Raw genomic sequence first — 11,764 nt, 5'->3', positions numbered from 1 at the left:
GGCTTGGTCTTCGCAAACTCAGTCCTACCAGTGGCCCCACGTCTGATCTGGGGATAACACGCACCCCACTCAGCCCTACTGAGAAAACCTCAATGGGGCGCACCCTGGTCAGCGGGTGACGGCCTGCCAGCGCTGGTTCGGGCCGTTCGTCGGCCGGTACAGGCCGATCCGCGCGCCGTCGTCGCGGGACTCGCCGGTGACGTCCAGTAGCTGCCCGTCCGCCGCGTTGACGAACGTCCACGTTCCGTCGCCCGTGGTCGACACCGTCCACTGCGCGGCCGCGTCGGCCGTTCCGGGCGGGGTCAGCGTCACCGCTCCGCCCGCCGTGCTGAGCACCTGGCCCGTCCCCACGGACGAGATCGTGAACCGGTCGCGGTTGCCGTAGCGGCCCGTGCGGTCGGTCAGCGTCCAGCGCTGCGCGGCCGTCGATGCGTCCGTCGTGCGCTGGACCAGCGAGCCGTCCTCCGCCGACAGTGACTTGCCGCTCTGCACGCCGGTGAACGTGAACGGCTTTCCCGAGCCCAGTCCCGTGCCCGCGAGAGCCGACGAGACGCCGTCGACCAGGAATGTCGTCACCGAGCGCGCCGGGACCCGCAGCGTCGCATGGGCCGACGTCACCCGCACCGGCTTGCCCCGCCGCAACGCACCGGTGACGTCGGTGACGACCGGCGTCACCGACGCGCCCGGCCGGACGCACCCGAACCCGGACAGGTCCAGCGTGACGTCCTGCTCCACCGTGCCCGAGTTGACGTGGACCACCGAAGACAGGGCGTCGCCGCGCATCGCGGCCGTCGAGGCGGTGTCGTTCGACGCGATCAGCCGGTCACCCGGGCGGATGTAGTGGGTGAAGTTCCGCATCGTGTCGAACTTCGTGTTGGTCCGGATAGGACAGTCGGACGTCTTGCAGCCGAACGGAACCTGGATCTCGCCCCAGTTCATCCCGGCCGCGGACTCCCCGCCGGGCTTCATGTTGTCGTAGTCCTCGATCGGCTGCCAGCTCACCCACGCGCTCGGCTCGAGCAGCCGCAGGTCGTCGGTGATCTGGCCGGCCAGCCCGAGCCCCGGGTCCATGCTGGTGAAGTCCTGCCGGTCGAGCCAGCTGCCGCCGACCTCGCTCATCCACAACGGCTTCGCCGCGCCCTTGGCGATGTCGCGCGGGATCGGCCGGTTGCCGGTGCCGTAGGTGTGCACGTTCAGCCGCCCGGCCGCCGCGCGCGCCGCCGGAGTCCAGCCGTTCCAGTCCGCGGCGAAGATGTCCGGGTTGGTTTCGTCGGGCGCGGAAACCACCTTCCCGGGCAGCGCCGCGGCCATCGCCGGGATCAGCTGCGACTGCACCGACGGCCCGATGTGCGCGCCCTCCTGCCGGCCGCCGGCCGGGTTCCCGTCGGCGCCGAGGGTCGTCTTCCAGTAGTTCGTGTTGGGCTCGTTCAGCGGGTTCACCGAAGCGAACTTGATGCCGTGCGCGCGTTCCAGGGTCCGCACCACCTGCGCCAGGTACGCCGTGAAGTCGCCGATCTTGTCCGGACGCAGTTGCTCGTCGGTCGCGTTGAAGCCACCCGAGACGTACCCCGACACGGTCTGGAAGTACGGCGGCGAGTTGCTGAAGGCCTCCCACTTGGTGATGCGCTTCTTGATGCGGTCCACCCACCAGCGCTGGTTCGGGTCGGCGGCGGCGTCGAACTCGGCGGGATCCCCGGGTGTCCACCAGTCCTTGTCGGCCCGCGTGGTCCCGGCCGGTGCCTTCCACCAGCCCGGCACGGCACCGCCCGGACGCAGGTACGCCGGGACGTCCGGGGCGTTGCCACCGCCGATGTTGAACCGGGCGATGTTCAGGTTCAGCCCGTCGGGACCGAAGACGAGGTCGGCCAGCTTGGTGCGGACCGCGTCGGGGTAGCCGCCGGTCGCCTCGGCCATCCACGCGAGGCTCGAGCCCCAGCCTTCGAACGGCTGCTGGCGGTACGTCGGGTCGGGCTTCACGGTCACGGTGGTGGCCGCGGCCGCCGGTGCGGCCACGACTCCCAGTGCGACGAGGGGTACACAAAGGACGGTGAGCAAGCGGTTCATCGTCGAACTGCCCTTCGTTCCGGTGGGGACTTCCTCAGGCCTCGGTGTGTCCCAGCAGCGGCCGCGGCACGAACCGGGCCGCCGGGTCGAGCATCGTGTCCAGTTCGAGCACGGCGAGTTCGTTGGCCCCCGCGCGGACGACCGGCCCCGGCACGTACAACGTCCGCTGCGGCCCGCGCCGCCAGTACCGGCCGAGCGGGAACCCGTTGAGCCACGCGAGACCCTTGCCCCACTCGCCGGTGTCGAGGAAGAGGTCCGCGGACGCCTCGGCCTCGAACGACGCGCGCAGGAGCACGGGCCCGGCCACCGGACCCTCTACAGTGGACGATGTCACCGGCTCGGGCAGCGCCCCCAGATCCAGGGGCAGCACTTCCCAGCCGGCCACCGGCTCGCCGTGCAGCGTCGCGCCGCCGATGATGCCCTTGGCTTCGCCGATCCGCGGGCCGTAGTCGACGCGGCCCTGGTCCTCGACCAGCACCAGCAGTTCGCCGTTCGCCCGCGGCAGCGCGAGCGCGCGGTCGTGGTGCTCGCGCAGCAGCGTGCCGATCGGGGCGCCGTCGAAGAACACCGTCGCGCGGTCGCGGACCTCGCCGAACGCCAGGACGCCCGGCCGGTCACCCGAGACGGTCGTGCGCAGCAGGGCGATCCGCGGCATCGGCGTCAGGTCGTCGAACGCGGGCAGGTCCTCGTGGAACTCCCAGGCGCCCCAGCGGTCCGGGGCGTCGAGCAGCCGGACGGGGTCACGCAGCACGGCCTCGAAAGCCGGTGCGGGCCGGGCCGGCGGCGGAACGGAGTCCGGCACCTTGTGGTAGCGCGCGATCACGTCGCGGAAGGCGTGGTACTTCGGCGTCGGGTCGCCGGCTTCGTCCAGCGGCGCGTCGTAGTCGTAGGAGGTGACCAGCGGCTGGTAGACGCCCTTGTCGTTCGCGCCGCTGGTGAGCCCGAAGTTGGTGCCCCCGTGGAACATGTACAGGTTGACCGACGCGCCCGCGGCGAGCAGCGCGTCGAGTTCGGCCGCCGCGTCCGCGGCCGACGTCGTGTGGTGGTGGGCGCCCCAGTGGTCGAACCAGCCGTTCCAGAACTCGCTGCACATCAGCGGCCCGGTGGGTTGGTGCGCGCGCAGGATCGCGAGCCGCGCCTCGGCGTTCGAGCCGAAGGACGCGGTGCGGTGCAGCCCGTCCAGGCTTCCCGCTTCGAGCATGTCCGGCTGGTCCACCGTGGTCAGTGGCACGGTGATCCCGGAGGCCCGCGTGTGCTCGGCCAGCGCCCGCAGGTACCGCTTGTCGTCGCCGAACGCGCCGTACTCGTTCTCGACCTGGACGAGCAGCACCGGCCCACCGCGGTCGATCTGGTGCGGCACCACGACTTCGTAGACGCGCGTGAGGTATTCGCGCACGGCGTCGAGGTACTTCGGCTCGTACCGGCGGACCCCGACCGACGGGTCGCGGAACAGCCACGCCGGCAGGCCGCCGTTGTCCCACTCCGCGCAGATGTACGGGCCGGGCCGCACGATCGCGTACATGCCGGCGTCGGCGACGAGCCGCAGGAACCGGTCGAGGTCGAGCCCGCCGGAGAGGTCGAACTCGCCCGGCGAGGGGGCGTGCGCGTTCCACGGGACGTACGTCTCGATGGTGTTCAGGCCCATCCGCCGGGCCTTGTCGATCCGGTCGGCCCACAGGTCCGGGTGCACGCGGAAGTAGTGCAGGGCACCGGAAAGGATCCGGAACGGCCGGCCGTCGAGCAGGAAGTCGGTCTCCCCGATGACGAACTCAGGCATGGCCGCCCGCCTCCGGGGACAGCTGGAGCACGGTCCAGGACAGGGGTGGCAGTGTCACGGTGATGGTCGTCCCCCCGGGGTCGGACGTCACGGCGGTGCCCGGCAGGGGCACCGGCCGGACCGGTTGTGCGTCGGCGGCGTTGACGGCGTGGCGCGTCTCGCCTTCGGGTGTGGTCAGGGTTTCGGCGGCGTACACGCCGTACCGCGCGCCGCGCAGGCGGATCCGGACCTCGGTCGGCGACGCCGTGGCCCGGTTGGTGAGGAACACCGCGCCACGCCCGGATTCCTCGGCCGTCGCGGCGACGTCCACGAGGTCGACCTCGCCGTGCTGTGCGGTGCGCAGGCTCTCGCCCTCGACGGTCAGCCGCAGGCTCGCCCCGCTCGCCAGCGCGGCCACCTGCCGGAACGGGTGGAACGTCGCCTGGCGCCAGGCCGGGCCGCCGGGCTCGGTCCGGATCGGCGCGATGACGTTCACCAGCTGCGCCTGGCTGGCCATCGTGACGCGGTCGACGTTGCGCAGCAGGGTGCTCAGCAGCGAGCCGACGACGACCGCGTCGGTGACCGTGTAGGTGTCCTCGATGATCCGCGGGTGTTCGCGCCAGCCGCCCTCGGCGAGCCGCGCCTGGTCGACCTCGTTCCAGCGGCGCAGGTCCCAGACGTTCCACTCGTCGACGCTGATCCCGATCTTCTTCTCGAGGCCCAGTTCGGCGAGGGTCTCGTCGATGATCCCCGCCGTCGTGCGGATGTAGCGGTCCAGCGCGGCGCCGCTGGCGAGGTAGCTGTCGGTGTCGCCGTGCAGTTCCTGGTAGTAGGCGTGCAGCGAGATGTGGTCGACGAGGTCCGCGGTGTGGCGCAGCACCGTGCGCTCCCACTCGCCGAACGTCGGCATGTCGGCGTGGGAGCTGCCGGCCACGACCAGTTCGACGTCCGGGTCGATCATCCGCATGACCCGGGCGGTCTCCGCGGCCAGGCGGCCGTACTCGCCGGCCGTCTTGTGGCCGATCTGCCACGGGCCGTCCATCTCGTTGCCCAGGCACCAGAGCTTGAAGCCGAACGGGCGGTCGGCGCCGTTCGCGCGCCGCCGCTCGCTCAGTTCCGTGCCGCCCGGGTGGTTGCAGTACTCCAGGACGTCGGCGGCTTCCTGGATACCGCGGGTACCGAGGTTGACGGCGTACATCACCTCGGTCCCCGCCGCTTCGGCCCACGCGGCGAACTCGTGCAGGCCGAAGCGGTTGGACTCGACGCTGTGCCAGGCGGGGTCGAGCCGGGCCGGGCGATCCGGCCCGACGCCGTCTTCCCAGCGGTAGCTCGAGACGAAGTTGCCGCCGGGGTAGCGGACCACGGTCGGCCCGAGCTCGCGGACCAGCTCCAGGACGTCGCCGCGGAACCCGCGTTCGTCCGCTGTGGAGTGTCCTGGTTCGTACAGTCCCGTGTAGACGGACCGGCCCATGTGCTCGACGAACGAGCCGAAGAGGCGACGGGGGACCGGGCCGATCACCTCGGCGGCGTCACCTTCGATGTGGACGGTCATCCGGCGCTGACCGTGAAGCCCTGCTGGTTGCCGTAGTCGACGATCGCCTGCTGCCAGGCCGCCAGCCCGGCGTCGAGCCCGGTGCCGTTCAGGTAGGCCTTGCCAGCGGTGTCGCTGAAGACGCTGTTGGCGTAGGTCTGGTACGGCAGGTAGGTCCAGCCCGGCGCGACGTCCTTCGACGCCTGGGTCAGCACCTGGTTGATCTTCTGGCCGCCGAAGTACGGCACCGCCTGGTCGACGAACGCGGGCGAGGTCAGGTCGGCCGTGGTGGACGGGAAGCCGCCGCTCTTGATGAACGGCTGGACGCCGCCGTCGTGGTTGAGCCAGCGCACGAACGCCGCGGCCAGCGCCGGGTTCTTGCTCTGCTTGAGCACCGACTGCGTGCTGCCGCCGTTCTCGGCGGTGACCGCCTTCTGCCCGTCGTAGGTCGGCATCGGCGCGACGGCCCACTTGCCGCTGCCCCCGGGCACCGAGGAGATGAAGTTGCCGGGCATCCAGGCGCCGGTGACCAGGGACGAGATGGTGCCGTCACCGAGGGCGCGGAACCAGTCGTCGGACCACTCCTTGACCGGGGCGAGCAGCTTGCCCTGGATCAGCTGGTCCCACATCGCGGTCCACTTCTTGGTGCCCGCGTCGGCGAAGTTCACCTTCACGTTCCGGCCGTCGACGCCGATCGGGTGCCCGCCGGCCTGCCAGATCATGCTCAGCGCGAAGCCGGGGTCACCGGTGTCCGAGGTGATGTACTTCGTGGGATCGGCGGCGTGCAGCTTCTTCGCCGCGGCGATGTACTCCTCCCACGTCTTCGGCACGGCGATGGCGTTCTTGTCGAAGACTTCCTTGTTGTAGAACAGCGCCATCGGGCCGGAGTCCTGCGGCAGGCCGTAGACCCCGTTGGCGCTCTTGACCTGGGCCCACGTCGAGGCGCTGTAGTCCTTTTCGAATGACCCGAAGCCGTACTGATTCAGGTCGACCAGTGAATCGGTCAGCGCGAACTGCGGGAGGGCGTAGTACTCGATCTGCGCGACGTCCGGCGCGCCGGAGCCGGCCTTGATCGCGTTCTGCAGCTTGGTGTACTCGTCCTTGTTCGTCCCGGCGTTGACGTAGTTGACCTTGACGTTCGGGTATTGCTTCTCGAACGCGGCGACCTGGTCCTTGGCCGACGGGGTCCAGCTCCAGTACGTGATCGACCCGCCCGCCTTGAGCGCGGCGTCGACGGAGTCCTGGGTGCCGGTGACGGCCGCGGGCCCGGCCGTGGAGCCCCCGGACGAACAGCCGACCGCGAGAGCGGCGGCGAGCGCCACGGCGGCGAACGCCCTGGCGCGACTGCGGATGCGTGACATCGAGTGTCCCTTCACGACGGTGTGACGGCTCATTGCTTGACGCTCCCCGCGCTCAGTCCCGATTGCCAGAACCGTTGCATGAACAGGAAAGCGATGACGAGGGGGATGATGGTGAGCAGCGACCCGGTGAGCACCAGGTTGAAGATCGGCTGGGCGCCGGCGCCGTTGGCCTGCGCGCTCCACTGGTTGAGCCCGACGGTCAGCGGGTACCACTTCGGTTCGCTGAGCATGATCAGCGGCAGGAAGTAGTTGTTCCAGGTCTGCACCATCGTGAACAGCGCGACCGTGACGATCCCGGGGGCCAGCTGGCGCAGTGTCACGGTGAAGAAGATCCGGAGCTCGCCCGCGCCGTCGATCCGCGCCGCCTCCATCAGCTCGTCCGGGATGGCGTCGGCGGCGTAGACCCAGATCAGGTAGAGGCCGAACGGGCTGATCAGCGACGGGATGATGACGGACAGGGGCGTGTTCGTCAGCCCGAGCTTGCTGAACATCAGGAACGTCGGCACGGCCAGCGCCGTCGTGGGGACGGCCACCGCGCCGAGGACGATCGCGAACACCGCGCGGCGGCCGGGGAAGCGGTACTTGGCCAGGCCGTAGCCCGCCGCCGTGGCGAGGATCGTCGCGCCGCCGGCGCCGACGACGACGTAGAGCAGGGTGTTCCCCAGCCAGCGGAAGAAGATCCCGTCGTTGTAGGTGAACGTCTGCGCGATGTTGTCGAAGAGCGCGAACGGGCCGCCGAAGGACAGGCCGGACGTCGAGAACAGCGCCGGCTGCGTCTTGGACGCGTTGATCACCAGCCACGCCAGCGGAACCAGCGTGTAGACCAGGTACAGCGCCATGACGGCGGTGAGCGTGCGCGACTTGCGGGGCCGCGTCACCGAGAGCGTTTTCGTCGCAACAGCGGCCACGTCACATCCCCTTCCGGGAGCCGCGCAGCTGCACGACGTAGGCGATGATCGCGGTGATCACGCCCATCACGATCGCGACCGTGGCGGAGTAGTTGTACTGCTGGCCCGCGAAGGAGAGGTTGTAGGCGTACATGTTGGGCGTGTAGAAGGTGCCGATGACGTTCGGCACCAGGTTGCGCATGATGTTCGGCTCGTTGAACAGCTGGAAGCTGCCGATGATCGAGAAGATCGTGGCGATCACGATGGCGCCGCGGATCGCGGGGAGCTTGACCGACCGGATCACGCGGAACGTGCCGGCGCCGTCGATCGCGGCCGCCTCGAACAGCTCGGTGGGGATCACCTTCAGCGCGGAGTAGAAGATCAGCATGTTGTAGCCGACGAACTCCCAGGTGACGACGTTGCCGATCGAGGTGAGCAGCCAGTTCTGCGAAAGCGGCTTCACCGCGTCGGTGCCGAGCAGGTGGTTCAGGTCCGCGGCCAGTCCGAAGTGGTCGCCGTAGATGAAGCCCCACATCAGCGTGGCGACCACGGCGGGCACCGCGTACGGCAGGAAGATCACGATCCGGAAGAACCCGGCGGCGTGCAGCCGGGCGCTGTCGATCGCCAGGGCCGCGACCAGCGCGAGCAGCAGCATGATCGGCACCTGCACGGCGAGGAACACCAGCACCCGCTGGAAGGACTCCCAGAACTTCGGGTCGGCGAGCACCTGCGCGTAGTTGTCGGCGCCGACGAACACCGTGCCACCGAAGAAGGCCTGGTCGCGGAAGAGGCTGAGCACGAACGCGTAGACGACCGGCGCGATGAACGTCAGCGCGAACACGAGCATGAAGGGAGCGACGAAGAGCCAGCCTCGCCAGTTCCGCCGCGGTCGGCGGACCGGCGGTGCCGGGCGGGCCGGCGCCGGGACGGGCGGAGCCGCTGTGGACGTCATCGTCTCTCCGGTGTTGCAGATGTTTACGTCAACATGGACGGTCGGAGGGTAACGTGTTGACGTAAACATGTCCAGGACACCCGAGGAGACACTCGTGCCGGCTGCATCCCCCCGTCGTGGACCGTCGATGGCGGACGTCGCGCGCGAGGCGGGCGTGTCCGGCCAGACGGTGTCCCGCGTAGCGAACGGCAAGACCAATGTGGACGACGCCACCCGCGAGCGCGTCCTCGCCGCGATGCGCCGGATCGGCTACCGCCCCAACAGCGCGGCGCGCGCACTCCGCAACGGCAAGTTCCGCAGCATCGGCGTGATCATTTCGGCGCTGCCGACGTTCGGCAACAGCCGCACGCTCGACGCCATCGCGGCGGCGGTCGTCCCGGAGGGGTTCTCGATCATCCTGATGCCGGTGACGCGCCCGACGCAGGGCGAGGTGACGGGGGCGTTCAGCAAGCTGAACGAGCAGGCCGTCGACGGCGTGATCATCCTGATCGAGCAGCACCAGCTCGACCAGAGCGAAATCGAGCTGCCGCACGGGCTCCCGGTGGTGGTGATCGACTCGAGCGCGCGGTACGACTACCCGGTGGTCGACACCGACCAGGCCGACGGCGCCGCCACGGCGACCCGCCACCTGCTGGAGCTGGGGCACGCGACGGTGTGGCACATCGCGGGGCCGCCCCAGTCGTACTCGGCCGAGCGCCGCCGCAAGTCCTGGCGAGCGACGTTGGAACTGGCGGGCGCGTACGTCCCGCCGGTGTTCGTCGGCGACTGGTCCCCGGCGTCGGGATATGAGGTGGGGTTGCAGCTGGCCGCCGATCCGTCGGTGACGGCGGTGTTCGTGGCGAACGACCAGATGGCGTTGGGGCTGTTGCGGGCATTGCACGAAACAGGACGTCGCGTACCGGACGAGGTGAGCGTGGTGGGGTTCGACGACATGGAGGAGTCGGCGTGCTTCTGGCCCCCGCTGACGACGATCCGCCAGTCGTTCGAAGCGGTCGGCCACCACGCGGTTTCGGCGCTGCTGGCGGAGATCGAGACAGGAGCGGAGGTGGGCGAGCCGGTGACGGTGCCGACGGAGCTGGTCCTCCGTTCGAGCACGGCACCCCCACCAGCCTGACCTCGCCCGCCGCTCTCAAGCGCCAAAACTGTCGGTGCCCACCGGCAGAATGGAAGACGGGGGGCGGCGCCACGCGGCGAGCATTTCGCAGCCGGCGGCCCTGGAGGTGAGCCGACCCTCCAGGTACGCGAGCCGACCGCCCAGGTACGCGAGCCGACTCCCCAGGCACGCGAGTCGACTCTCCCGGCACGCCAGCCGACCGTCCAGGAACACAAGCCGACCGCCCAGGTACACGAGTCGACTCTCTAGGCACGCCAGCCGACTCCCCAGGTACGCGAGCCGACCGCCCAGGTACGCGAGTCGACTCTCCAAGCACGCCAGCCGACTCCCCAAGCACGCCAGCCGACCCTTCCGGCACGCGGACCGACTCCCCCGGCCGTCGGCACGTCCAGCACGTCGAGCACGTCGGCCGGCCCTCCCGGCACGCGAGCCGGCTTGTCCTGTTTGACTACACCGGACCGCGGGCATTACTGGCCACCCAGCCGGGACCGCCGGTTCCGCGAATGTCGCAGTGGTGTGGACCATTCGGCCCACCGCTGCAGAAACGAGGCGTCATGCTCGCCATCCTCGCCGCCGTGCTCTTCGGGCTCGCCCTCCTGATGGAGCTGGCCGGGTTCGGCCTCGGCCCGATCATCACCACCACCACGCTCACCACCGCCGGCCTGCTGTGCGTCGCCCTGCACCTGGCCGGCGTCGCGACCGACCGTTCGCGGTTCAGCCGGCGGCGGCGCCGCTGACCTCCGCCGCGCGGCGCAGCACCTGGGTGAACACCTCGGGTGACTGCGCGCCGGCGACGCCGAACCGCTCGTCGATCACGAAGAACGGCACCCCGGTCGCGCCGAGTGCCCGCGCCTGTTCGCCGTCCGCCGCGACTTCGGCTTCGTAGGCGTCCGACTCGAGCACCGCGCGGGCCTCGGCGGCATCGAGCCCGGCTTCGGCCGCCAGTTCCACCAGCGAGTCGCGGTCGAACAACGACCGTCGTTCGGTGAAGTGCGCGCGGTAGAAGCGATCGACGACGGCGTCGGCCAGTCCGCGCTCGCCGGCCAGGTGCACCAGGCGGTGGCCGTCGACGGTGTTTCCCATGTGGACGCCGTCGAGGTGGTACTCGAGACCGTCGGCGGCCGCGCGCTGTTCCATCTGCGCTTCCATCGCGTCGGCTTCTTCGAGCGTCCGGCCGTACTTTTCGGACAGCACCTCACGCGTCGGCCGGGAAGTCCCGCGTGGGAAGGACGGGTCGAGCTGGAACGAGTGGTGCACGACCTCGACGTCGGCGCCGAGCTCGGCGACCGCCTGCTCGAAGCGGCGCTTGCCGAGATAGCACCAGGGACAGACGAGATCGGACCAGATGTCTACGCGCACGCCACCACGCTAACCGCGCGGGGGCACGCACTTCAAAGTAACCGTCGGCGACCTGCCGATAGGGTGAGCCGGTGACCGTCTCGACCGACGAAATCGTCCGCCACGCGGCGCGGCTGCTGTTCGCCGGTACCCGCCTCGACCTCGGCCGGATGGCGGCGGAGCTCGGGATTTCCCGCACGACGTTCTTCCGCCGCGTCGGCAACCGCGACGACCTGATGGGCGCGGGGCTGCGGCTGCTCTCCGACCGCACGTGGCAACGGGCCCTCGACAGCTGGCGCGACTCCCACGGCGACGCGGTCCGCACCCCCGCGGGCCGGCTGCGGTGCCTGTGGGTGATGGAGGAGTACCGGCGCGAGGTCGCGGCCAACGAGGGGATGCGCAAGCTGATCGAGGCGGAGTCGGCGGTGGCGCTGAGGGTGCTGACCGACCCGCGCGGCGCGGTCCAGCCGGCCCTGGTCGACGCGCACGTGGAGCTGTTCCGCGCGGACGCATCGGCGGCGGGCTTGACGCCCCTGGTCGGGTTGCCGGACCTGGCGTTCGCGGTGGTGCGGCTGGGCGAGTCGTTCCTGTACTCGGACGTGCTGGCGGCGCGGACGGTGGACCTGAAGGTCGCGACGACGTTGCTGGACACGCTGGTGGGCGGAGCGTTGAAGCCGGCCTCGGACCGCTGACCGCCGCTGTCGAAGGCCGCACTTTCATATGAAAGTGCGGCCTTAGACCCGGGGGACAGATCGGAATAT

General features: G+C 70.1%; 10 protein-coding genes. 3 read left to right on the top strand and 7 right to left on the bottom strand.

The annotated features are described in order from the left end of the window. Window positions 1-108 precede the first annotated feature (108 nt). The 6 genes from AB0M83_RS47170 to AB0M83_RS47145 all read right to left on the bottom strand — a co-directional run bounded on the left by AB0M83_RS47170 (window position 109) and on the right by AB0M83_RS47145 (window position 8,551). The gene (locus tag AB0M83_RS47170; protein ID WP_364528900.1) at window positions 109-2,064 is read right to left on the bottom strand and encodes an RICIN domain-containing protein; all 1,956 of its coding nucleotides are present in this window, start codon (window positions 2,062-2,064) and stop codon (window positions 109-111) included. 34 nt (window positions 2,065-2,098) lie between these two features. Next, the gene (locus AB0M83_RS47165) at window positions 2,099-3,841 is read right to left on the bottom strand and encodes a glycoside hydrolase family 35 protein (protein ID WP_364528897.1); all 1,743 of its coding nucleotides are present in this window, start codon (window positions 3,839-3,841) and stop codon (window positions 2,099-2,101) included. Continuing rightward, entirely contained in the window at window positions 3,834-5,372 is a 1,539-nt protein-coding gene (locus tag AB0M83_RS47160) for an alpha-L-arabinofuranosidase C-terminal domain-containing protein (RefSeq protein ID WP_364528895.1), read from the bottom strand. The genes AB0M83_RS47165 and AB0M83_RS47160 overlap by 8 nt, the downstream gene beginning before the upstream one ends. After that, window positions 5,369-6,712 carry a sugar ABC transporter substrate-binding protein gene (locus AB0M83_RS47155; RefSeq protein WP_364528892.1) on the bottom strand — a complete coding sequence of 448 codons (1,344 nt, stop codon included), beginning with the start codon at window positions 6,710-6,712 and terminating at the stop codon, window positions 5,369-5,371. The genes AB0M83_RS47160 and AB0M83_RS47155 overlap by 4 nt, the downstream gene beginning before the upstream one ends. 29 nt (window positions 6,713-6,741) lie before the next feature. After that, the gene (locus AB0M83_RS47150; protein ID WP_364528906.1) at window positions 6,742-7,551 is read right to left on the bottom strand and encodes a carbohydrate ABC transporter permease; all 810 of its coding nucleotides are present in this window, start codon (window positions 7,549-7,551) and stop codon (window positions 6,742-6,744) included. Between the two features lie 70 nt (window positions 7,552-7,621). After that, window positions 7,622-8,551 (bottom strand): sugar ABC transporter permease, encoded by a 930-nt coding sequence (locus tag AB0M83_RS47145; protein ID WP_364528889.1) that lies wholly within the window; start codon window positions 8,549-8,551, stop codon window positions 7,622-7,624. Between the two features lie 127 nt (window positions 8,552-8,678). On the opposite strand from AB0M83_RS47145, the gene AB0M83_RS47140 reads away from it, so the two are divergent. Both AB0M83_RS47140 and AB0M83_RS47135 read left to right on the top strand, forming a co-directional pair. Continuing rightward, window positions 8,679-9,665, top strand: a complete 987-nt coding sequence (locus AB0M83_RS47140) for a LacI family DNA-binding transcriptional regulator (protein ID WP_364528886.1) — start codon at window positions 8,679-8,681, stop codon at window positions 9,663-9,665. 554 nt (window positions 9,666-10,219) lie between these two features. Beyond that, the gene (locus AB0M83_RS47135) at window positions 10,220-10,402 is read left to right on the top strand and encodes a hypothetical protein (RefSeq protein WP_364528883.1); all 183 of its coding nucleotides are present in this window, start codon (window positions 10,220-10,222) and stop codon (window positions 10,400-10,402) included. On the opposite strand, the gene AB0M83_RS47130 is transcribed toward AB0M83_RS47135, so the two are convergent. Further along, a complete protein-coding gene (locus AB0M83_RS47130) occupies window positions 10,380-11,012 on the bottom strand; it encodes a DsbA family oxidoreductase (protein WP_364528903.1) in 633 nt (210 codons plus the stop codon). The two genes, AB0M83_RS47135 and AB0M83_RS47130, sit on opposite strands and share 23 nt — an antisense overlap. 83 nt (window positions 11,013-11,095) lie before the next feature. Between AB0M83_RS47130 and AB0M83_RS47125 the strand changes: the two genes are divergently transcribed. Then, the gene (locus tag AB0M83_RS47125) at window positions 11,096-11,695 is read left to right on the top strand and encodes a QsdR family transcriptional regulator (RefSeq protein ID WP_364528880.1); all 600 of its coding nucleotides are present in this window, start codon (window positions 11,096-11,098) and stop codon (window positions 11,693-11,695) included. The last annotated feature ends 69 nt before the right edge of the window (window positions 11,696-11,764 follow it).

Source organism: Amycolatopsis sp. NPDC051106, from assembly GCF_040682775.1.
Taxonomy (GTDB): Bacteria; Actinomycetota; Actinomycetes; order Mycobacteriales; family Pseudonocardiaceae; genus Amycolatopsis.
Note: the sequence above shows the minus strand (reverse complement) of the source record. Positions and strands in the feature narration are given on the sequence as shown.

What these genes read in the sequence shown, in the direction of transcription:
- AB0M83_RS47170 (WP_364528900.1), bottom strand. Translation starts at nt 2,064, where the DNA reads ATGAACCGCTTGCTCACCGTCCTTTGTGTACCCCTCGTCGCACTGGGA.
- AB0M83_RS47165 (WP_364528897.1), bottom strand. Translation starts at nt 3,841, where the DNA reads ATGCCTGAGTTCGTCATCGGGGAGACCGACTTCCTGCTCGACGGCCGG.
- AB0M83_RS47160 (WP_364528895.1), bottom strand. Translation starts at nt 5,372, where the DNA reads ATGACCGTCCACATCGAAGGTGACGCCGCCGAGGTGATCGGCCCGGTC.
- AB0M83_RS47155 (WP_364528892.1), bottom strand. Translation starts at nt 6,712, where the DNA reads ATGTCACGCATCCGCAGTCGCGCCAGGGCGTTCGCCGCCGTGGCGCTC.
- AB0M83_RS47150 (WP_364528906.1), bottom strand. Translation starts at nt 7,551, where the DNA reads ATGGCGCTGTACCTGGTCTACACGCTGGTTCCGCTGGCGTGGCTGGTG.
- AB0M83_RS47145 (WP_364528889.1), bottom strand. Translation starts at nt 8,551, where the DNA reads ATGACGTCCACAGCGGCTCCGCCCGTCCCGGCGCCGGCCCGCCCGGCA.
- AB0M83_RS47140 (WP_364528886.1), top strand. Translation starts at nt 8,679, where the DNA reads ATGGCGGACGTCGCGCGCGAGGCGGGCGTGTCCGGCCAGACGGTGTCC.
- AB0M83_RS47135 (WP_364528883.1), top strand. Translation starts at nt 10,220, where the DNA reads ATGCTCGCCATCCTCGCCGCCGTGCTCTTCGGGCTCGCCCTCCTGATG.